The organism is Thalassomonas actiniarum, assembly GCF_000948975.2.
GTDB lineage: Bacteria > Pseudomonadota > Gammaproteobacteria > Enterobacterales > Alteromonadaceae > Thalassomonas > Thalassomonas actiniarum.
Map to the genome: position 1 here is coordinate 3,237,860 of NZ_CP059735.1, position 21,054 is coordinate 3,258,913.

General features: G+C 47.7%; 18 protein-coding genes. 6 read left to right on the forward strand and 12 right to left on the reverse strand.

Annotated features, from left to right (window positions below; genetic code table 11):
• Positions 1-22: 22 nt before the first annotated feature.
• Positions 23-958, reverse strand: coding sequence for a universal stress protein (locus tag SG35_RS14135; RefSeq protein ID WP_044832825.1), 936 nt, complete (start codon positions 956-958; stop codon positions 23-25).
• Between the two features lie 278 nt (positions 959-1,236).
• On the opposite strand from SG35_RS14135, the gene SG35_RS14140 reads away from it, so the two are divergent.
• The gene (locus SG35_RS14140) at positions 1,237-2,949 is read left to right on the forward strand and encodes a bifunctional metallophosphatase/5'-nucleotidase (protein ID WP_044832826.1); all 1,713 of its coding nucleotides are present in this window, start codon (positions 1,237-1,239) and stop codon (positions 2,947-2,949) included.
• 55 nt (positions 2,950-3,004) lie between these two features.
• On the opposite strand, the gene SG35_RS14145 is transcribed toward SG35_RS14140, so the two are convergent.
• Entirely contained in the window at positions 3,005-3,301 is a 297-nt protein-coding gene (locus tag SG35_RS14145; protein ID WP_084692734.1) for a type II toxin-antitoxin system RelE/ParE family toxin, read from the reverse strand.
• A complete protein-coding gene (locus SG35_RS14150; RefSeq protein ID WP_044832828.1) occupies positions 3,291-3,569 on the reverse strand; it encodes a ribbon-helix-helix domain-containing protein in 279 nt (92 codons plus the stop codon). The genes SG35_RS14145 and SG35_RS14150 overlap by 11 nt, the downstream gene beginning before the upstream one ends.
• Before the next feature lie 458 nt (positions 3,570-4,027).
• Between SG35_RS14150 and SG35_RS14155 the strand changes: the two genes are divergently transcribed.
• Complete coding sequence (locus tag SG35_RS14155; RefSeq protein ID WP_044832829.1) at positions 4,028-5,320, forward strand: tyrosine-type recombinase/integrase; 1,293 nt, start codon at positions 4,028-4,030, stop codon at positions 5,318-5,320.
• A gap of 317 nt (positions 5,321-5,637) precedes the next feature.
• Here SG35_RS14155 and SG35_RS14160 read toward each other — a convergent pair whose 3' ends face one another.
• Positions 5,638-6,849 (reverse strand): cation:proton antiporter, encoded by a 1,212-nt coding sequence (locus SG35_RS14160; protein WP_044832830.1) that lies wholly within the window; start codon positions 6,847-6,849, stop codon positions 5,638-5,640.
• Positions 6,850-7,223: 374 nt separating this feature from the next.
• Between SG35_RS14160 and SG35_RS14165 the strand changes: the two genes are divergently transcribed.
• Together SG35_RS14165 and SG35_RS14170 are read left to right on the forward strand one after the other, a co-directional pair.
• Positions 7,224-8,138 (forward strand): helix-turn-helix domain-containing protein, encoded by a 915-nt coding sequence (locus tag SG35_RS14165; protein ID WP_160298298.1) that lies wholly within the window; start codon positions 7,224-7,226, stop codon positions 8,136-8,138.
• A gap of 201 nt (positions 8,139-8,339) precedes the next feature.
• Positions 8,340-10,160, forward strand: coding sequence for a cytochrome-c peroxidase (locus tag SG35_RS14170; protein ID WP_044832831.1), 1,821 nt, complete (start codon positions 8,340-8,342; stop codon positions 10,158-10,160).
• A gap of 130 nt (positions 10,161-10,290) precedes the next feature.
• On the opposite strand, the gene SG35_RS14175 is transcribed toward SG35_RS14170, so the two are convergent.
• The 3 genes from SG35_RS14175 to SG35_RS14185 form a co-directional block, all read right to left on the reverse strand.
• Positions 10,291-10,536: a hypothetical protein gene (locus tag SG35_RS14175; protein ID WP_044832832.1), complete on the reverse strand. Its 246-nt coding sequence runs from the start codon at positions 10,534-10,536 to the stop codon at positions 10,291-10,293.
• Positions 10,537-10,778: 242 nt separating this feature from the next.
• Complete coding sequence (locus tag SG35_RS14180) at positions 10,779-10,913, reverse strand: hypothetical protein (RefSeq protein WP_269082176.1); 135 nt, start codon at positions 10,911-10,913, stop codon at positions 10,779-10,781.
• Between the two features lie 199 nt (positions 10,914-11,112).
• Positions 11,113-11,688 carry a carboxymuconolactone decarboxylase family protein gene (locus SG35_RS14185; protein ID WP_044832833.1) on the reverse strand — a complete coding sequence of 192 codons (576 nt, stop codon included), beginning with the start codon at positions 11,686-11,688 and terminating at the stop codon, positions 11,113-11,115.
• 159 nt (positions 11,689-11,847) lie between these two features.
• On the opposite strand from SG35_RS14185, the gene SG35_RS14190 reads away from it, so the two are divergent.
• Entirely contained in the window at positions 11,848-12,330 is a 483-nt protein-coding gene (locus SG35_RS14190) for an SPOR domain-containing protein (RefSeq protein WP_044832834.1), read from the forward strand.
• A gap of 58 nt (positions 12,331-12,388) precedes the next feature.
• Complete coding sequence (locus SG35_RS14195; protein WP_044832835.1) at positions 12,389-12,922, forward strand: hypothetical protein; 534 nt, start codon at positions 12,389-12,391, stop codon at positions 12,920-12,922.
• Between the two features lie 17 nt (positions 12,923-12,939).
• Here the strand turns inward: SG35_RS14195 and SG35_RS14200 are convergent, their stop codons facing one another.
• Genes SG35_RS14200 through SG35_RS14220 form a run of 5 tightly spaced genes read right to left on the reverse strand, consistent with a single transcriptional unit; the run spans position 12,940 to position 20,883 of the window.
• The gene (locus SG35_RS14200) at positions 12,940-13,338 is read right to left on the reverse strand and encodes a DUF4150 domain-containing protein (RefSeq protein ID WP_044832836.1); all 399 of its coding nucleotides are present in this window, start codon (positions 13,336-13,338) and stop codon (positions 12,940-12,942) included.
• A gap of 34 nt (positions 13,339-13,372) precedes the next feature.
• Positions 13,373-13,897 (reverse strand): DUF3540 domain-containing protein, encoded by a 525-nt coding sequence (locus tag SG35_RS14205; RefSeq protein WP_044832837.1) that lies wholly within the window; start codon positions 13,895-13,897, stop codon positions 13,373-13,375.
• Positions 13,894-14,961: a pentapeptide repeat-containing protein gene (locus SG35_RS14210; protein WP_044832838.1), complete on the reverse strand. Its 1,068-nt coding sequence runs from the start codon at positions 14,959-14,961 to the stop codon at positions 13,894-13,896. The genes SG35_RS14205 and SG35_RS14210 overlap by 4 nt, the downstream gene beginning before the upstream one ends.
• Before the next feature lie 49 nt (positions 14,962-15,010).
• A complete protein-coding gene (locus SG35_RS14215) occupies positions 15,011-17,662 on the reverse strand; it encodes a DUF2169 domain-containing protein (protein ID WP_044832839.1) in 2,652 nt (883 codons plus the stop codon).
• A gap of 2 nt (positions 17,663-17,664) precedes the next feature.
• Complete coding sequence (locus SG35_RS14220; RefSeq protein ID WP_044832840.1) at positions 17,665-20,883, reverse strand: contractile injection system protein, VgrG/Pvc8 family; 3,219 nt, start codon at positions 20,881-20,883, stop codon at positions 17,665-17,667.
• Between the last annotated feature and the right edge of the window lie 171 nt (positions 20,884-21,054).

Sequence of the window (21,054 nt, forward strand, 5' to 3'; positions counted from 1 at the left end):
CGGCCGCAGGATGAGCCATGTTTTAATGCTCAATGGCCTGGTTTTTCGCCTTCAGGGCTAGAATATCGCAATTGACATGATCCACGATTTTCTCTGTAGTATTGCCGATAAAACCGAAATGATTGCGTACCCCCATGATTAACAGATCTATTTTGTGTTTAATAATGCTTCGGGTTAAACGGTTGCCGGCAATGCCGGTATCAAGATGAATGTGCTTATCTTCAAAGGCATAATGATCGATTAAACGGAAAAACTCGGTTCTGTGATAGGCCTCCAGTTGTTGTGGCGGCACCGGGCTGACATAAGAAGGAATGTTAAGCCCTGAGGTGGAAAGATTATTGCCTTGCCATAATTCATGCCCCTTAGGATCATAAATATGGCTGACATGTGCTTTGGCATCGAGCATGTCACCTAACATCACGCAACTATCAAGAACTTCTCTGTCCAAGATGGGCTCATCCCTGGTGCTTTTTTTCAGATCAACCGCCGCCATGATGCTTTGGTATTTTTCCCGGCCATTGGCCTTGGCCAGTAATAAAGGCACAGGGCAGGTGTTAAGAAAATGCCAGTCATTGGCGCTAAAGTTTAATTGTTCAATTGCACTATGCTGGTGGGTTGAAATAACCACCAGGTCGGTGCCCGACTCGGATATCTTCTTCAAAATTTCCCGGTGAAGGGGTTTATGCCAGCGCACTTCAGAGCTGATCGCGATATTTTCCTTGAGCCCTAAAGTTAAATAGCTGTCGAGCCAACGCTGCTTGGTTTTCAGGTATTCGGCAATCACATGTTCCTGGGGGTGCTCCCGGTTGAGCCAACTCGGGGTCAGGGCACTGTGGTGCACCACCAAAAATAACTCTACGGCGGCATGACATCTTTTTGCCAGGGGAATGGCCTTTAATAAAGCCGGTTGCTCTTCTGTGGTGGGATCCATAATCACCAGAATATGATTAATTTTCATCGTCACAGCCCTCAGTCAGCTACGCGAATATCGTTTCCCTGTGCCTGCGTTTTGTTGCCGGCACATGTTAATTTTAGCAGCATAAAATCACGGCGCAGCGCTATTTTCACGGATAGCAGGCGATAGTGAGCGCAGGAAAAAAAATGGTTATTAGCGCGAATAACGAATACACTATTAAACAAATCTAAGTTGTTCTTAACTTTAAAAAATAAATTTCATTTGATAATCATTTTGCTGCTGGTGAAAGCTGCAGCAACCGCTATGGGGAAAGGCTTATTATGGTGCAAAAAACATGGCTGAAATTGACACTGTTGGCATCTGTACTGACATTAGGTGCTTGCAGTACTTTAACTGGGGAAAATACCGGCAGCCAAAACCGGGCAGAACAACAAAAACGCCAGTTTACCATTCTGGCGGTGAACGATATTTATAATATTGAAGGCACAGATGCCGGAAAATCCGGCGGTATGGCGCGCCTGCGTACCTTGCGGGAGCAATTAAGCACAGATAATGAAAATGTACTCTTGCTGCATGCCGGAGACTTTTTGTTTCCCTCGTCTATGAGCACGCAATATAAAGGCGAGCAAATGATAGATTTGATGAACCAGCTCGATGGCGAGGCTTCCGGTTTTGATGATCGCCTTTATGTGACCTTTGGCAACCATGAATTTGATAAGTCGGCAAAAAAATACGGCCCTATGCTGGCTAAACGCATTGAAGAATCTGACTTTTACTGGCTCGGCTCCAATGTTACCCTGGATAAAAACGCCAGCAACAGCAGCGCCGGGTTCAATAAATCGTTGCTCAGCAATGCGGTAACAACGATTAACGGCGTTAAGGTCGGCCTGTTCAGCATCACCACGGATATGGCGATCCCTGAGTATGCCGCCATTGACAATAATTATCTGGCGGTAGCGAGAAAAAATATCAGCGCCTTAAAAGAGCAGGGGGCCGAGGTGATCATCGCCCTGACCCATTTACGGATTTCAGAAGATGCCGAGCTGCTCAGGCAGCTGGGTGAAAACGGCCCTGATGTTATTTTCGGCGGTCATGAGCATAACCGCCAACATATATGTGTTGATGTCGGCAATGCAAAATCTTGTGTGATCAAAGCCGATGCCGATATTCGCAGCGCGGCCGTGGCTAAAGTGACAGTCTCGGCTTCGGGAGAGGTAGATATCAGCCACAGATACAGTATTGTTGAAGACTCTACCATAGCCTCGGATGATGCGGTTGCCAAACGCACACAGCACTGGATTAAACGTTATGAGAAAGAGTATTGCGACAAGCATCAGCAAGAACCAAGCTGTTTGCTGAAGGTGATAGGTAAAACCGATGTTGACCTTATTGCCGAAGAGCTGGAGATCCGCCGCTATGAAACCAACCTGGGAGCCGGTATTGCCGATATCATGGTCAGTGCTTTTGATGATATCAAGCTCGAGCGTAAGGTGCAGATAGCCCTGATCAATTCCGGCAGCCTGAGGCTGAACCAGAATATTCCGGCAGGCAGTGAGCTTAATAACTGGTACATCAATGGTATTTTTCAGTACCCGGTGAGTATCCGTTTAATAGAAATGAGCGGTATACAGCTTAAGCAAACCATAGCCCACAGCATAGAAGACTGGACCGGCAACGGCTGGTGGTTGCAAAGCTCGGGATTAGCCTTTCGCCATGACGTAAAAAATAATAGTTTCAGTGAATTAAGCCTGATTGATAAATCAGGTAATATCACGCCGGTAAAAGATGAAGACGTGATAGTGGCAGCGGTGAGTGATTATATCGCCGATCCAAGCAATGGCGATCAGGACGGTTATACCATGCTCAACCTGGACAAGGAAATCGTTTACGGTGAAGCGCTGATCGATCTAAAAACCACGGTCACCAATGTTATCAAAGCACAATGGGCCAAGGGTGAAGCGATCAGTCCGGGTTTACCGGGCCGGGTTTGCAGCAGTGACCGGGCAAGTTTACCTTGTGTACTGAATAAATAAAGTGTGCAGTATTGGCGGGAATCTTCTGTTTCACCTGAAAGCTGGAGATTCCCGCTTATGTTCTTTGCGGATCTAATCTGGCGTGAAGAATGCGAATGATCTCTATTTTATTTTCTAAGATCTGATAGAAGATATAGTGTTTTTCCACCGGAAAGACATATAAATTATTCATAATATCATCACGTTTGATGCCATTTTCCGGTGATAGGTTTAACCGCAGAAAAGCGGATTTAAAGCGGCTAAGGTATTGTGAAGCATGGGCTTGCCCCCAGTTAAGGGAGCCATATTGAACTATTTTTTGCAGATCCTGGTGGGCGATTGGTGACATGAGCAAGGTATAGCTAGCCATCATTTATCGAAGCCGAGTCTTGAAGCTCTTGAAAAAATGCAGTCAGGGCTTGTTCTGTAGAGAGCTCAAGTCCTTTGCCGCTATTAAGCTGGTTGAGTGCCGGCAACATCTGCTCCCTTAACCGGGAAAGTTTGACCTCACTGAGCCACTTTTCATGGCTGTCCATAAAACGCAGCGCTTCACGGATCACTTCACCGGCATCATCATATAGACCACTTTCAACCTTGGCTTTGATTTTGGCTTCAAGTTCAAGGGGGAGTGAGATCTGCATGTTTTATCCTGTCTCAAACCATCTAAGATAAATATGACATGGATACCGGGATAGTCAATATTTCCGTTGTACTTGAATGTTGAATCCTGGCAAGTTCATCACAGGCTTATCTTACAGGTTATAGAAGTGGTACTTCTCTGAACTGGTAAGAAGTGCCAGGCAAGCGGGCACTGAATAGAGCTAAGACCTATTTTAAAAGCACCAGCTAAGGCAGAGGAAATTTAGCAAGGCTAATAATAAGCAGCAGATGAAGTTAACGATATCATTAAAGCTTAGCTTGCCGGCAGATGACTTTTTCTTAAAGCATAGGCAACAAACAGGGCTTTTGTGGCTATCTGAAAACACCCGCAATACTTCCGATAATTGTTATTATCGGAAGTATTGCCATTGAGTGTTTATCCGGGTACACTAGGCCCTATATCCTGGCAAAATAAGAAAAACCAAGGCTTCAATAACTTATGGCAGCTAAACCGACACTCTCTGCGAAAATAAAACCTTTGCCTGTTTTTGACAATCTCACTTATCTGGACAACCCGTTCCAGTTAAAAAGTTTTAATGCCGGTCCGTTTATCAATTCTGCTTTATCCCCAGATAGCGAACTTGATCCCGAGCTGGCCAATGGCGAATACGAATATGCCTGGAAATTTATTTACAGCTACAACGGCAGCTCTGCCACCTTCAATGTCTACCGGCGTGAAACCGAACGTTTATTGCAATGGTCCTGGCTGGTCCACCGCAAGAATGTCCAGGCGCTTAAACGTGAAGACATCGAAAGCTATATTCATTTTTGCCAAGCGCCCCCCAAGCACTGGATCGGCACCAAAAACGTTGGCCGCTTCAAATCCAAAAACGGCCTGCGTATTCCAAATCCTGACTGGCGCCCCTTTGTCGCTTCGGTATCTAAGCTCGACAACAAAAAAGGCCTGAGCCCGGATATCAGAGACTTTGAATTATCCAAGGCTTCTGTCCAGTCAATTTTCGCGGTATTGTCTTCTTTTTTCAATTTCCTGATCCAGGAGCAGCTAATCGAGGCTAACCCCGTACTTTTGATCCGTCAAAAAAGCAAGTTTATGCTGAAAAGCCAGCAAAGCGCACCGGTACGCCGGATAAGCAACCTTCAGTGGGATTATATCATTGAAACCGTTGAATTTATGGCTGCAGAAGACCCGGAAGTACACGAGCGTTCGCTGTTTATTTTAAACTGCTTGTTGGGCATGTATTTAAGGATTTCTGAGCTGGTGGCGGATGAAAGATCTTCACCGTCCATGGGAGATTTCCAGCGCGACAGCGACGGTAACTGGTGGCTGCATGTGATAGGCAAAGGCAATAAATCGCGTAAAATTACCGTCAGCGATGAAATGATCGCCGCCTTGAAACGTTACCGCAGCTTCCTGAATCTACCGGCTATGCCAACCCTGGGCGATCATACGCCGCTGATAGCCAAGCAAAAAGGCAAAGGTCCGGTAACCAGCACACGCCAGATACGTTCGATAGTGCAATTATGCTTTGATAACAGCTACCAGCGCATGAAAAACGACGGCCTGGCAGAAGATGCCGAAGATTTGAAACTGGCTACAGTACACTGGCTGCGTCATACCGGGATTTCTGAAGATGTTAAAACCCGACCACGGGAGCATGTGCGTGACGATGCCGGTCACTCTTCGATGCAAACCACAGACAGATATATTGAAAGCGACTCCAGGGAGAGACATTTATCCGGACGAAAGAAAAAATTAAAAGAATTGGATTAACCATAGTCAAGAATGAAGCTTTATTTCTCTTAAAACAGCGCTGAACAATAATCGTGCAATACCTTCCATAAAAACAGTACGCTACGTAAAATCTAACGGGTAATCCCAGGCGAGATACTTCAGATTTTACGTAGCGTTACGTTAAATTAAGCTCGAATAACTCTAAAAGCCTTATAAAATAAGGCTTTTAGCTGGTTTTTGAAGGGAATATACCCCAGGTATAAAAGCTTAGATTGATGAAGTCAGGTGGTTTTTCATGCAAAGTTTGCAGAAACGGGCATTATTTTCCAATTTTTGCTAAGCGCTAAGCTTTTATGTTATTCCTCTTTAAGCTGATGTCCGAAGCGTTTATAAAACTGCCGCAACCAAAAAGGAGTAAATAAAGTGGTATAGGCGATTACGATCACTATGGTGGCGTAAATCTCATGATTGAACAGTCCGGCAGTGCGTCCCAGCTCCGCAAAGACCAGACCGACTTCCCCCCTGGGCACCATGGCTAAGCCGATCACCACTTTACTCGCCAGTTTTTCCTTGAGCAGCAGCGAGCCGCCGAGCTTGGAGACGATCGCCAGGGCGGTCATAGATAAGGAAAAAAACCAGAAAAATGACGAGGTCCAGTCAATCTCACTCAGGTTGAGAGAAAGCCCGACCGAGACGAAAAAAATCGGTGTAAACAACTGAATAATAGGTTTCATTTGCTGGTGTACATGATTGGAAAAGTCTTCATCAACCCTCAGCGCCATACCAAATGGGATCACGAAACGGCGTGACAATGCCAGCCCGGTCGCAAAGCCGCCGAGCAATTCCGGTATACCGATGGCATGGGATAACCAGGCAAGAAATAACACCAGAGACACTATGGTGGTTGGCACCAAACCAGGCAATGAACTTTGCGGTTCGAATTTTCTGATCAGGTAGCTGATGGCTTTGGCCACGGTTGGCGCCACCAGGAAAAAGATCATCATAAAGAGTAGGATGCGTGAGGCGCTGGTGATATCGATTCTAGCCGTGATGGAAAAATCAAATAAAATAGCCAGTAAAATTACGCCCATAATATCATCGAGTACGGCGGCCCCTAAGATAATCTGGCCTTCTTTGCTATTATGCTGGCCGATATCTTTCATTGAACGCATGGTAATGCCTATGCTGGTAGCGGTCATGGTGCCGGCAACCATCAAGGCAGAGAGAATATTTAAGCCAAAGCCGTAATAACTGAGCGTATAGCAAAGAATAAACGGCAGAAAAAACCCACCGATGGCAACAATCACCGACTTAGCGCCGGTTTTGATCAAATTGCCGATATTGGTTTCTAACCCTATCTGGAACAGTAACAGAATAATGCCAACCTCAGCAAAAACCCGGATCAGTTCATCGGGCTGAATTAAGCCCAAAAGCGAAGGCCCCAAAATAACCCCGGCAAGGATTTCACCTATTACTGTCGGTATTTGAAAATATCCGGCAATTTCACCAAAAATCCGCGCCAGAATAAGAATGACGGCTATTTGCAATAAGGCGGTGGTGGTATCCATCAAGCTCCAGTTATCAAATGCTAAAGTATAAACTTACAGCATTTCCAGTATAATCCCTGAATAATATAGAAGCCCGGACATCAATAGGATTTTCTTGAGGTAAATCAATATATATTATCTTTTAAAATAGTGATTTTAATAAGTAATAAATTAACTTTTATTATAGCGGTATGGCGAATTTTGCAGACGTGTCTGTTAGCTGTTTTTGAGAAATTTTTATTGTTATTTAATCTGGACTTAGAATATGTCGCTTATAGATTAAGAACTATGAAATCGACCCGGGGCCGATGCCGGTCTGGAGACTTAATCAATTAAGTCCGTTTACCAGCAGCCCTGATATCATCATCAGTATAATCTTTAAAGGAAATAATGGTTTGTCACAATCAGATTCCCTTGCGCAGGCACCTGACCCCGATGAAAACAGCCCAATACCTGATGAGTCCGTTTTTACCATGGATTATCAGCCTGAAAACATGACCATGGCCCGGTCATACTTAAGCGTGCCTTGTGAGCTAGCTTACAAATTTATCTGGATCGAACAAGGGCTTGGCAGTCACACTATCGAGAATATCGCATACCCGCTTATGAAAAATCGTCTCTATCTGGTTTATCCCGGCCAGCAGCACCGCTGGCATGAAAACAGTTGTTTTAGCGGGGCTGTCTGCACCTTCTCTGCCGACATCTTAACAGCCACCTACCTCAATGTAATACCAAAAAGTGAACTGCTCTCCCCGCACTCTCCGTGTCCCTACCTGGAGATCCCCGAGCAAGAGCTGCCAGCCTTGAAGCATCTGATACAAGCCGTGCAACAGGAATATCAGCGGCCACGCCCTGCCTGCATTATCCTCAGGAGTTTGCTCACCGCCCTGTTGACGGCTTTAACCCGCTTAAGTAACCGCCTGCACGACAAGGTAAACAATGCCAACAGCAAACGCGTCAAGCAGTTGAAGCAACTCATTGAAGAAAACTATACCCGGGAAACCTCAGCAGAATATTATGCCAGTGTACTTGGACTTACCAGTCGTCATCTTAACGAAATTGCCAAGGCGAATTTGAGTAAAACGGTTTCCGGCTTGGTTCATGACCGTTTAATACTGGAAGCCAAACGTAAACTCTTGTTTACCGGGCATAGCATCAAAAACATTGCCTACCAATTGGGGTTTGATGACCCGGCTTATTTTGCTCGCTTTTTCCGGCGTAATGAAGGCCAGTCTCCTAATGCTTACCGGGATTCTAAACGTCAACTGGAGAAAATGCCGCATGATATTGAAGATGTACATACACTCTAATGCCCGGCCGTTGCAAAAAGTACCCGATATTCTCTTAATCGTCCATTCCCGGCATTCATAGCGGCTTGCTACCATACAGGTGTTAAAAGCCGGGCTTTTGACACCTATCAAACCGTCACTGTTATCACCGGAGTTTGGGGAGTAAGTTCCGGGTTTGAAAAACAGTTAAGCTACAAAATAAGAGATGTAAGGATTCTATCTATGGACATATATTCAAGATTACAACCGGTCAGGGCAAAAGCGATCAAATTGCTTGCTCCTATGGCATTACTGCTGGCCGGAGACGCTCTGGCTGATATCAGCTCCCCGCCACAGCAGCTTATTGTCGACACCCTGTCGGCCAGTGAAATACGCCTGTCCTGGAAGGCGCCGCAGGGAGCGGATAATATCAAGGGATATCATGTTTTTCGTGACAACAAGCGCATTACAAACACCCGCAGAACTTCCTTTATCGATGAGGGACTCGATGTTAATACCCGCTATAGCTACCATGTGGTGGCATTTGATCCTGAAAAAAATACCAGTCCGCGCTCAAATAGCGACAGTGCCAAAACCCTGGCGCATGCCGACAACGACGGCATGCGCAACGGATCTGTACTCAGGACCGGTATTTTAAATTTACAAGAGGTTTGTGGCGTCAGAACCATTGCCGAAGTGCCTGCAGAAAAGCTTGATAGCTGCCTGGACACGGTTATCCAAGACTACACGCTAAAAGAAGGACTTGAAGATATTCGGGCTTATGTCGCCCGCTTAAGAAAACAAGAAGATCCGGCATTGATTGACCTTGGGATGCGTCTTTTTCACAGTAAATCCTTAAGCCAGAACGATGATACCTCCTGCTCTTCCTGTCACCACCCGGCACTGGGATGCGGTGGCGACGGCCTTTCACTGCCCATAGGTGTTAATGCCGATAATCCTGATCTGCTGGGGCCAGGTCGCTCTGATGGTAATGCTGTTCCCCTGGTTGGTCGACACTCGCCACATATATGTAATTCTGCCCTCTGGGTTGATAGCATGTTCTGGGATCAACGGGTCGCCACAGAAGGATCTGGTGGTAAAGCATCGACCAGCGGGGCTGTTTCCACAGCGGATGTAAGAACTCCAGAGGCAGACGTAACAGCAAGCTTAAAAGAGCAAGTTGATAATACCGACCCATTAAGACTGCTTATTGCACAAGCGCATTTTCCGGTCACGGCCGATGCCGAAATGGGCAGCAGCGCCGGCTTTGCATCGCCACAGTCATACAGAGCCCATATTGCAACCAAATTAGAACAAGACTGGTCACAAGGCTTTAATGAAGCCTTTGGCAGCGAAGAGATATCTTTCATGCGCATAGCCAGGGCAATAGCAGCCTATGAAGCGTCATTCCTCTTTATCGATAACCCCTTCTTCGATTATATCGACGGTAACCGCGACAGTTTAAATGAAGCCCAAAAGCGCGGCGCACTGTTTTTCTATACCGGCTCAGGCTGTGCTAACTGCCATGACGGGGTCTTTTTTACCCCGGAAGCAACCCGTGGCCCTGTGTATCCGCAACTGGGGATACATGCCGGGAGTGACGGTAACGCCAAGGGCCAGTTTAGAATGCCAAGTTTGTTAAATGTAGGCATTACTGCGCCTTATGGGGATAAAGGGGTTTTTACCACACTTGAGCGGGTGATTGAACATTATAACGATACCAATGGCTCCCTTATTGGCTTTTATGAAAACAACGAAGCTTGCCAACTCCCCCAGTTTAAGGGTTTAACTGACGAAGAATGCCGGAGTGTTGTTGGTGAGGGGGAAGAGCGTGTGATGGCACTTCAGGAGGCAAGAAGGGCTGAGTCTGATCGTAACAATGATAATCCGACCAAGAATTTAACCGCTGATGAAATAAGTTATCTCGCAGCATTCCTGCACACCCTGACTGATAAAAGTGCGCTGGCCGGCAGCAATGAAATCAATGCTTTGATTCCGCCAAGAGATGGTGGCCCGGATGGCAATCAACTTGATGCGGTCGATAAGGAAGGTAAAGCATTATAGCCCCAAATGCTATGGGAGTGACTGAGGCATATTGCTTCAGTCACTCCCATTGGCAGCTGCCTGCAGCAAAGAGAGTATCAACAGCCGGGAGCAAACTCAGCCTGCTCCCGGCTGTTGATACTTCAAGGGGTTACGGGTTTACCCACTGACCATCATGCAAGGTATAGATATGGTTATAACGTACCCCGTTCACATAAATATACATAGGGCACTGCTGATAGCCCTGGCTGCTGGTGTAAGCTCTTTCTACCGGATCAAAAATCTGCGTCGGATTAAATCCACATGTGGTGACATAGGTTTTAGCTGAAATGGCACTGGTACTGAGTAATAGGCTTGATGCTAAAACGAGTGAAACACCTGCTTTTATTATTTTCATATTTAACTCCTTGTAATGTAACTGCAAAAATTTGCAGTTTATTCAATCTAGCAAGAAAGGTTTACAATCGCAATATTTTGTTACATTGTGTTAACCTAGAGTTTACCTTTAAAGGTTCTAAAAGCATTATCAGAGCATCACTTACCGATAAGTGGTAGAAATGGCGATAAGCTTGTCAGGGTAATGGACAGACATGTACAGGCGGAATTTTTATTCCTGTATGCCCTGCGCATGAAAACCTGTTACAGATTATCCCGAATATGCCCGTTATTACTTTGTACTCTGGAGACCTGGGTTAAGAATAAAGCCGATAAGGCAACAGCAATCAACCCCGCGCCGGAGACAATAAACAAGGTGCCGGGAGCAATATACGTCATGACAAGACCACAAAGGCCCGTGCTTAACGGCGCCAGGCGGAGCGGTTTAACCCGTTACGCTGGCAGCGCAACCGGGACTGGCTGATATCGCCGAACTGGACAAGGATAAACCTTTTATCCCCTTTGGCTGGGGAGAGCATATTTGCCCTGCAAAATAAAATGAAGGGATTTTGAGCCGCGGGAAAACTGTCGCTTTTGATTAAAGTTCTAATTTATGCAGTAATTCTTCATCAACGGCTATACCGGAAACCTTGGCCTGCATATTTATCATGAAGGTCAAATCAACCACCGCCAATAGTTCAGGTACCTGCTCCTGGCTAAAGCCTAAAGCAAGGAGCTGATCACAGTAAACTTGCGTATCCGGTGTTTTTTCCGCCGCCATGGCGGCCAGCAGCTCAGCCGCACCTTCCTGCTCCCGGGTTAAATAACAAGCTTGCCCTATGCTCTTATCTTTGCCTTTTAATCGCTGTATTTTGGCCTGTAAATCCTCAATGATCTTGCTGTGGACATACATGCAATAACGACAGTTTTGCTGTTTGGAAATGCGGTAGATGATTTCTTCTTTAAGCAGCCTGGGTACTGTGCCATGAAAAAGCACACTCTTAATTTTTTCCCAGTTTCCCTTTAACAAGGCAATATTACCACCCTGGGCCTTAAAGTAATTGAGCACAAAATCGACATTAAAATGTGCCATCACATCATCGTACAAAGCCCTTAGCTCAGGCCCGGCATCGCTATAGGCGATCATGGGAAAATAACGGTTTCTGCTGTGCATACCCACCTCAACTCCTGTGCTTATTTATATTTTAGTTGAACTTTGTTTTTGAGTTTATAACCGCAAAGGGGTTAACCCGGATGAATTATATACCCTTTTTCGTGTAATCCCCTGATATGGTATAAAATTAGGGCTAAACGGACTTTAGTGTTAACCATAATGATAAAAAACATCGCCGCCCTGTTTGTGGTTTTACTCGCCACCGGAACCGGGCTCACCCTCTACCTGCCCCAGTTTCAACCTGGCAGCGACGGCGCTGATAAACACCTTGGTTATTTGATTAACCAGGACTCATTAAAAAAACCTTTGCTGATGTCCGCCACTTTACTTAACCCCCTGGAGCAGGGTACTGCGGACTTTGGTTTGCGTCTGGGACTGTTTAGCCAGTTAGCGCAAGCGGTTGATCAGGGGCAAAAATATGCTTTGGCGCAAACTCCGGATATTATCAAGGTGAGCGATCAGCAACGTTACTGGTATTTGCTTATTCTTGGCCCCTACCCCAACCAGGCACAGGCAAATTTTCAAAGCCGGCAGCTGGAAGAAAAACATGGAATTTCAACTACACTGATCAGGTGGCCCTTTTCTGACAATAAAAAAGGTGATGGCAAAGCAGGCGAGGCAAAAACGCCGACGGCGCCATAAACCGGGTCTAAACGTTTACTTGCCAAAGTATTATAGCCAAGTACAGGGAGCCGGGCTTATGAACTACCAGCCGATTTTACGCAATTATCACCAGATGGTACGCATTGTCCGGGATAAGGGAAATTCTGCCACCAGTTTTAAACTGGGTAATGCCTACGGCGATAACCACGGAGCCAAAGACGATATTTTTGCCCGTAACGGCGTCACCCCCACCGAATTGCAAATTCGCACCTTAAATGAAATGAACCTGCCCAGTACCTCGCTCCGTCGCCCGGAAAAGCCCGCGGTAGACGGTTTTTTACCCACCAGGGCCGGCTCCGGTCTTTACCATAAGTTAAACAGCTCCAGCCAGGACTACTTTAACGGTTTAGGCTCAGGCCTGGATTATATTCAGGCGGTGGGCCGCGGCGATGCCAAGCCGGGCACCAAATTAAGAACCGAACTCGGGCAAGGAGCCATCAATAGGAAGGTTTTTACCCGGGTGCCGTTTCAGATCTCCGCCAATCACCTGGCACAAACAAACGACCAGCGCACCGGACACAGAGAAAGCAAACATCTGGATAAGTCAGGGCAATTTAGCGCCTTTAAATAAAGCTTTACTTAAAACAATCAGGACAAAATCATTACCTTTACCTGACACGGGCTTAACGTCATGCCCGGCACATTAAGCGCCATGCCGTTTTGTCCGGTCGGAGATAACATCTTGGTGGCCGGCATCACAGATTTAAAGACCTTTACACTGCCGAACATATGGCGCACCGGGCCGATGATCATGCTCGATACCACCCCCATGGCCACACCCGCTTCATCGCCGTTGGATAAAGGCACAGTCGTCATCAGGTTATGATCCGGCATTGCCATGGTAAACAGATTGAAAATATTGGGAATGGCGGTTGAGGTGGTGGCGATATTGGGATACGGGATCGGCACCACCGCCGGACCGACTATGGTTTTACAGACATCGGGAAAACCCAGGTTAATGGCACTCATTTGGGTATTGGCAAACATAAACAGCTCCTTTTATTCTTGTTGGTGAATACAGCTAACCCATATTGATGCGTTCGCCATCGATGCGGACATCTTTTTCTGCGGTGATCACCTGGTGTTTGGCGCTTTGTTTCAATAGCCCCCTGGCTGTCAGGGATAAATGTCCCAGTTGCTGGATCATATGCTCGGCATGTAGCACCATGGAACTGGCCGCCGACATCAGATAATCTTTCCCGGTCAGTGCCAGTTTGTTCAGTGAGATCAGTTCAAGCTTGTCAAAGGCGGTGAAACGTAATCTTGGCGCGATCCAATGCACATTTTTGCCCGACTCCAGCACCAACTCCTGGTATTCACGGCTTCGAGCCAGTAACTGCACCAGGTAATAGTGGTCATCAACTTCAATAAAACACACTTTGTCGCCGATCTCAGGCTTTACCAGCAAACTCACGGCGCAGCTTGCATCAAATTGCCGATCCAGCTGCCAGCTCTGTCTTTGGGCGTCATAACCGGTGATCTCTCCGGTAAACACTGTGCTTAACTGAGGCTGGATATTGGCGTTAAAGCTTAGTTTTGCATTCATGGGGTCACTCCGGATTCGATCAGTTTTTCGTCCATGGCTTGTTGCTCTTCATCTGTGGTCAGCAACTGGCTCTTGTCTGCACCTTTATAGCTGCAGTCATCTTGCTTAACCGCATGGAAGTTGGTGCGCAAAAAGGTACTCTTGTTGAAGTTACACTTGTTCAACTGGGCATAACTGAAATTGGCATAGCTTAAATCGCACTGGCTAAAATCAAGCCCGGTGCCTTTGATGCCTTTGAACCAGGCCATGGCAAGCGGACAAGCGGCAAACTTGCTGTCTTTTATCTCAGCCTGCTGGAAGTTGGCGCTGGATAAATCCGCCTGCTCAAAGATACAGGCGGTAATTTTACTTTCGATAAACAATGCCTGGGTCAGCAAGGCGCCGCTAAAGTCGGTGCCGGTTAATACGCATTTTGAGAAATTGGACGATTGCAAGTCCGCTTTGGCCAGTTTGGTGCCCACCAGCAAGCTGTCGTTGCAGGTGCATTGTTTAAAAACCGTCGCCGTCAGGTCCTGGCCGCTGAGGTCGCAACCTAATAACAAGGCCTGGGTAAAAGCGCATTGTGTCAACAAGATGGTTTTAAAATCGGTATTGTTCCAGACGATATTGGTAAAAATACAGCCGCTGTAACTGGCCTTGGTCACTTCAATATCCGTCAGGGTCACGGTATGGAACTGGCATTGGTTGAATTTAACCCCGGCGAAATTGCATTGATTTAAGGTGCAGGACTGTACCTTGATTTCCTGCCAGCTGCCGCCGCTAAAATCGCACTCGCTCAGCATGGCCATTTCACAATGACTTTGCCAATTCGCTTCTTTAAAATCGCACTGGATAAAGTTGGCCTGGCAAAGGGAACAATCTGCTACCTTGGCCCGGCTAAAGTTACATTGGGTAAAAACAGCCCTGTTTAGCTGGCACGATTCAAGGCTGACGCCGGTAAAGTTACAGTTAATAAAGATCGCCCCGGTTAAATCCTGTTGCTGTAAAACCTCACCGGATAAATCCAGTCCCATCACCGGCTGACAGCTGGCTAATTTTTCCCGGATAGTGTCTAATGTGCTCATTTACTCTCCTTAGGCATCTGGTGACCAACAAAACCTGCTTTATAGAGGCTTATTTTATTGAAGGCACCGGCCTTTGTTTAAAATCCCGGGTCTGGCAATGGCTGAACTCGGCTTCGGTGAGGTCGGCATTGACGATCTCCCCCTGACGTAAGTCCACCTTATTAAACAGACACTTGCGCAATGCCGTTTCATTGATCAATATGCCCCGGCAATCGCTTTTATCAAACCTGGCCTGGCTCATAATGCAGTTGTCCAGCAAGACTTCATTAAGCTGGCAGCCGCTGAGATCTGCTTCGCCAAAGTCACAGTTTTTAAATACCGAGCCGCGAAAATCCGATAAGCTCAGATCCAGACCGCGAAAACCGCAGCCAAGCCACTTGCCCCCGGAAATATCTGCCCGGGAAAACTGTGCCACACTGCTGAACTGGACTTTTTCGGCATGTACCCCGCAACAGTTGATGCCTTGTGCGCTGCCTTCAACCATCAAGGTCTTGGTTAATGTCGCCTGTTGCCAGTTGCTCTTGTCCATCACCGGCTGTAAAAAAATGCAGTTTTTAATCTCTGCCTGCAACCAGTCGCTGCCCACCAGTTTGGCCTGGACAAAATGTCCTTTTTCACAGCTCACCCTATGTAACAGGCTGCAACTTAAGTCCACTTCGGTGGCCAGCACCCGGTTTAAGCGGGCATCGCTGAAATCACAATGCTTTAAGGAAGTGTGCATAAGGTTAGCCTGGGTTAAATCGGCCTTGTTAAAATTGACTTGCTTGCCTTTTGCCGAGGCCAGGTTGGCCTTAAGCAAGGAACAGCCGGTAAATATTGCTTTATCTAAAATGGCTTGGGTGAAAACGGCGCCGTCCAACCGGCAGGCGGTAAAATTACAGCCGGTTAAGTCCGCCTGCTCCAGCATCACATCCCGCATATCCCGGCCGCTGAAATCAATACCCGATAAATCGGCCCCGGCGAGATCCCTGCCTGCCAGCGAAGTCCCTGACTGCAATAGTTCCATTACCCAGCGACGCATTTTTATCGGCCCCTGCGAAGGCAAAGGTACGGGGAAAACCGTAACTTGAGGGGAATTTTGCCTGGTTTGCCTGTCGTTGCCCGAGGCTATATTGGCGGCTTGCTTGATATGATCTGATTGCGGTAAATCGCAAGGCAACAATCCCGCCCATTGGGGCTTTTTCTGCTGGCTTTTGTCTTTGGCTGCTTTTTCGGCTAAGTCGGTGGCGAGCACATAAACCACATTGTTCACCCTGGCCTGCATACTTTCTACCGATTCGCTGGCTTTTGGCGCTGCCTTGGCATGTTGCTGCTTTAGCTGCTGTGCCTCAGCCAGTTTTTTCTCCATATCGGCTCTGGCTTTTGCCTGCAAGCTATCGGTAAATTTGAGATAAGGAGATAAGTCGATATCCCCTTTAGCCAAGAGTTCTTGCGGAATGGGATCCGGTTCATCTTCAACGGGCTGAGGCTGGGCTTTAGTTTCAGAGATAGCCGTATCCGGATGTGATGATTGCAGTTTCTTCAGCTGTAATGCCTGCATCTCTTCAACTCTTTGTTGCTGCTGTTCTTTCGCCTTGGCATAAAGCTCGGCTTCTTGTGCCTGCTGTACTTTGTTTTTTGCCGGCATCAGTTGTGATTCGTTAAAGATATGGGCAAGTGCGGTTTTGCTATCGGACTTTAGCGCCATTACCTGCTGAAAGTAACTGGCCTCCCTGGGAGGATCCTGTGCGCCATCACAGCCAAGCAACAGCTTTTTCACATCCAGGCCGTCTGAGTCATTAACTTGAGCGACACCGCGGTAAATGGCAACCCCGAGTAACAGCTCGGGAAAGAACCATACGGTATCAATGGCGGTGTTAACCTCTTTAAAGTGTTCATCGCCCCCTTGCAACTGGCTGATAAAAGCCCGTACGTGAATGTCAGGCAGCAGGCCTTCAATCACGGGAAAATCGGCATGCATGCCTTCAAGGCGGTAACTGTCGCCGGGATTAAAAAAGCCTTTTATTTGCTGATCCTTTGGCGCAGCATTAAATAATTGCGCCCGGGTATCGTTTGGAAAGCCGGGATGAATCTCTTTCAACCATTGCTGATCATAAGTGCCCTGGTATTTGGCCCTTTGCGGCCAGCAAATATCCAAAGGGCCAAAACCGGCAACCCTGCGCTTTTGCCTGTCGGCACCGGTACTTTCTTTGTGATGATAAAGGTTGGCCAGGTGATAATAGCCGCTTTTGGCATCTTTGCTTTTTTTGTCGATCACCCCTTTACCGAGCGGATTTTCAGCAAAGGTTTCACCGCCATAGGCATTTTGATAGGTTAACGGCATTTGCTTAAAAGGGGCCGGATAACTTGCCGGACTTAACAGTCCCCCGTCCCAGTGTCTGTTGCCTATGACTTTCAGGCGCTTTTTAACCTTACCGATACCGGCGGATACCTTCATTTTTGTCACAGGTTGCCGGTTTGGCGCACAGGCGCTGCCGGCGATCAAAAACTCGCCGTGAGGCTTAGCAAACCCCATGTCCAATATGCTGTTGTTCAGGTATGCGCTGATCAGCGGCCATTGGCTGTTTTCCGTTAACAGCTCCGCTTTTGCTTTTTGGCTGCCCAGGCGAAAGAAGCATATGGCGCCGATGGCAAACCGGTTGCCATGAAAGCCATAGGTTTTACTGATCAGGCTCAGCTTGGCGGGCTTAATGATCTGCATGGTCAGAGTATCATGCTCATGGTTACGATTTCCGCCGTGGTGCCCGATAATTTGGCGATTAACTCTTCTTTGGTTTCAACCGCCATCGGCCCTTCGCTAATTTGTGCCTTAACCCCTAAGTTGTTTTCACAATTCACCGAGACTCCCATGTTGGTGGAATTATTCACATTGATCCCCATGCTGGTGGTCGTGGAAATATTGGCCCCCATGGTGGTAGCACTTGAAATACTGGCAGAAAGGTTCATCGCATCGCTCATCGAAGCGCCGATATTGACACTGCTGCTGTTACTGGCTGCCAATCTGAGCGAGGTTTCGTTGGTGGCGCCGATAAAGACATTGGTGCTGTTGGTGGCGGCCAAACTGGTGGAGGTCATATTTTTTGCGCCGATAAAAGTCTCGGTATTATTGGTGGCCCCTATGGTGGTAGAAGTACTGTTGCTGGCACTGATATTGGTCACTGTACTGTTACTGGCCCCGATGTTAGTGGCGACCTGGTTACTGGCGGATATATTGGTACTCAGGGTATTGCTGGCCGCAATATTGGTACTGATGGTATTACTGGCGGCAATACTGGTGCTGATATTGTTTTTCGCACCGATATAGGTCTCGATGTTATTACTCACCCCTAAGGTGGTGCTGATAGTGTTAGTAGCGGAAATATTGGTGGCTATGGTATTGGCGGCAGAAATATTGGTTACCAATGAGTTGGTGGCGCTGATATTGGTTTGCACCTCATCCTTGGTGCCGATAAACAAACTGTTGCTTGTGGTATTGCCGATTTGCTTGCTGGTGGAGTCGTTATCGCCTATATGGGTGTTTGAGCTTTTGCTGTTACCTATCTGGGTATTGCTGCTGTCTGTATTGCCGGTTTGCTTTGATGTACTTGTGGTATCCCCCGTAGTGGTGGACTCACTGATAGTATCACCGGTGAGTTCATTTGTATTCATCACTTTGCCTACGGTAATAGAGTGGGAATAAACGGTGGCAGAATCATCATAACTGGTCGGCGGCGCTGTACCCGTTCCGCTTAAACTGATGGTTTTGCCGGTAAGGTGGTTCTGGCTATAGGTGGAGCCGTCCGCCAGTGCGTCGCAGATATCGATGATCGACTGCTGTGGAATCTTGCCGTTGATAAAGCTGGGTTCGTCATAATTGATAGTATCGCTGAAAGTGCCCTGGTAAGAAACATTCACGCTTTTATTGGTTTTGGAAAAGCCCTGGCTGGCCCCGGTGAAGCTGACATTGTAATTTTGCTTGCTGTGACTTTCACTGAAATTGCAGCCCGCGGAAACGCTGGCATTGGATAAGCCGCTTTCATCATTATCACTGACGGAAAAGCCAAAAGAGCTGCCTTTGTTAAAACTGCTGTTGCCGTAGTTGGTGGCCAGGACCCCGGGATTATCATAGGCGCTTTCAACGATTTTAATCGACTGGGGCAAGTCCACCACAGATTCGTTGCCGTAACGTATGCTGATACCATCGCCGAAACTGGTGGAATAGTTGCTGCCCCAGGAGGTATTGGCGGTCCAGTGGTTGGCGCGCCGCTCCGGCGGCTGTATCGTTTTCTGGCCGTGGGAAGAGATCACCTGCTGGATTTCCGGCAGCTCACTTTCATTGCCCGCGCGCCCTATCATCACCATGGCATTGACCTCGGGCGCGGTTTGCGAAGCCGAAGAAAGGGCCACCCAATGGGTATCATCGGCGCCGGTGGCGGTGGCGAACTGGACGATGCAGCCGATCCTGCGGTCGACATCCTGATCAAAAGTGGCGGACGACATTTCTGTCTGGAAATTGTTTTTATTGCGGTAGCGCCAGTCTTTGGGGACTGCGGTTTTTAATACTTTGGCGAGCACGCTGCCCTGCTGGGTGCCCTGCATATCAAAAGGCGTGATCAGGGTATCCTTGTTGGCATCTTCGCTGATATTGACTTCCGTGGCTTCCACCGTGCCGGTATAACTTTCACTGTCGCTGGCTTTATGGCTGATTTTGGTGACGACAAAAGTGCGGCCGTTAAACTGGGCCGGCATGCGGCTGGCCGATACGGTATCGCTTACCGCCGCTTGTATCAGGGTAAAAGTATATCCAGGGCTGAGCAAGGCCGAGCTAGCAGTACCGCTTAAGGTGCCTTCTTCCGTGGCCAGTTGCTGGCAAACCTTTTGTTCCTGCCCCTGCACTTCGTCATCGTCTACCCCGTAGGCATAACAACGGTGCCTGAGATAATCGACACTGGCGCTACCGGGATCGTTAGTCTCATCATAACTGGTGTACTTGGCCACCTGGTTGGTTTCCCATACAGATTGCTGCCGCGTCAGTACGGTACGCACCGTTTGCTGCACCATTTTTACTTCATATTTAAGCTCAGTGAAAAGATCATCTTGCTGCAACCCCAGGGTTTTAATGTCGGTGTAGCTGTAACGCAACCCGACTTGTCCGTTTTCGGCCCCGGGAATGGTAACTTCCTGCAAGCTGGTGGTTTGGTTGGAAAACACCAGCGTCAGTTGATTAATGTCATGAATAAAATAAAAATGTATGGTGGCCTTGGCCAGTACCCGCTGCAGAAAAGCAAAATCTGACTCCCCTGCCTGCAGCCAGTCCTGGCGCCGGGTAATGGTTTGGCCGCTGAGTTTAAATTTCAGCGACAGATGGCTGTGATAATTCAGGGTTTCCGGTACCAGCAAGGCATTGACCACTTCCTCTATCGACATATCCTTGTAGATAAAATAGCGGTTACGTAAGGTCAGCGGATAAAGCGGTGATTGTATCGATAACTGGTAGGCGCCGGGAGCGCTATGGCTGACGGAGGTCACTATGCCGTTGAAAAATCGCGACGGGGTATCATCTTCCCAACCGGGGGCGGCGTCGAGCGGTTTATGGCTGAAACGATCGAGATCATAAGGCAGCCCCATGCGCAGCTGGGCCCACTTTCCCAATAAATCCGCCCCCATACCTTGTGCCAGCTGCTCATTAGCGCTGCGGGCAAATTGCTTTGAAGTATCTATACTGGCAACACTGGCGGGATTGTCTTCATTGGCTTTTAGTTCAAGATTAAACTGGTACAAGCCGGAGACACTTTCCTGCCCCTGAAAGGAAGATACCCGCAGATAATCATCATTAAGATTGCTGTCGCTGTTACCCAGTTCAATTTTTATCGCCAAAGGCCGGGTTTGCCGCCGCTCTGGCACTATTGCCATCAAGTCTAAAGGTTGCCGGCTCTCTGTCATACTGTTAAACCCATTTTATTTACCCGGGAGTGCTGTTAACCGTTATCAGGCATGATTGATGCCAAGGTAATAAAAATGCTGCAAGCCCTGAAAGCCGGACCCTGTGTACGACTTGCTGCATTCGTTTTTCCTGTCAGCAGCTTTTAATGACCGTCAACCGGGGAATATTTG

Coding starts and splice junctions, on each gene's coding strand:
- SG35_RS14135 (WP_044832825.1), bottom strand. CDS start 958: ATGAAAATTAATCATATTCTGGTGATTATGGATCCCACCACAGAAGAG.
- SG35_RS14140 (WP_044832826.1), top strand. CDS start 1,237: ATGGTGCAAAAAACATGGCTGAAATTGACACTGTTGGCATCTGTACTG.
- SG35_RS14145 (WP_084692734.1), bottom strand. CDS start 3,301: ATGATGGCTAGCTATACCTTGCTCATGTCACCAATCGCCCACCAGGAT.
- SG35_RS14150 (WP_044832828.1), bottom strand. CDS start 3,569: ATGCAGATCTCACTCCCCCTTGAACTTGAAGCCAAAATCAAAGCCAAG.
- SG35_RS14155 (WP_044832829.1), top strand. CDS start 4,028: ATGGCAGCTAAACCGACACTCTCTGCGAAAATAAAACCTTTGCCTGTT.
- SG35_RS14160 (WP_044832830.1), bottom strand. CDS start 6,849: ATGGATACCACCACCGCCTTATTGCAAATAGCCGTCATTCTTATTCTG.
- SG35_RS14170 (WP_044832831.1), top strand. CDS start 8,340: ATGGACATATATTCAAGATTACAACCGGTCAGGGCAAAAGCGATCAAA.
- SG35_RS14175 (WP_044832832.1), bottom strand. CDS start 10,536: ATGAAAATAATAAAAGCAGGTGTTTCACTCGTTTTAGCATCAAGCCTA.
- SG35_RS14180 (WP_269082176.1), bottom strand. CDS start 10,913: ATGACGTATATTGCTCCCGGCACCTTGTTTATTGTCTCCGGCGCGGGG.
- SG35_RS14185 (WP_044832833.1), bottom strand. CDS start 11,688: ATGCACAGCAGAAACCGTTATTTTCCCATGATCGCCTATAGCGATGCC.
- SG35_RS14190 (WP_044832834.1), top strand. CDS start 11,848: ATGATAAAAAACATCGCCGCCCTGTTTGTGGTTTTACTCGCCACCGGA.
- SG35_RS14195 (WP_044832835.1), top strand. CDS start 12,389: ATGAACTACCAGCCGATTTTACGCAATTATCACCAGATGGTACGCATT.
- SG35_RS14200 (WP_044832836.1), bottom strand. CDS start 13,338: ATGTTTGCCAATACCCAAATGAGTGCCATTAACCTGGGTTTTCCCGAT.
- SG35_RS14205 (WP_044832837.1), bottom strand. CDS start 13,897: ATGAATGCAAAACTAAGCTTTAACGCCAATATCCAGCCTCAGTTAAGC.
- SG35_RS14210 (WP_044832838.1), bottom strand. CDS start 14,961: ATGAGCACATTAGACACTATCCGGGAAAAATTAGCCAGCTGTCAGCCG.
- SG35_RS14215 (WP_044832839.1), bottom strand. CDS start 17,662: ATGCAGATCATTAAGCCCGCCAAGCTGAGCCTGATCAGTAAAACCTAT.
- SG35_RS14220 (WP_044832840.1), bottom strand. CDS start 20,883: ATGACAGAGAGCCGGCAACCTTTAGACTTGATGGCAATAGTGCCAGAG.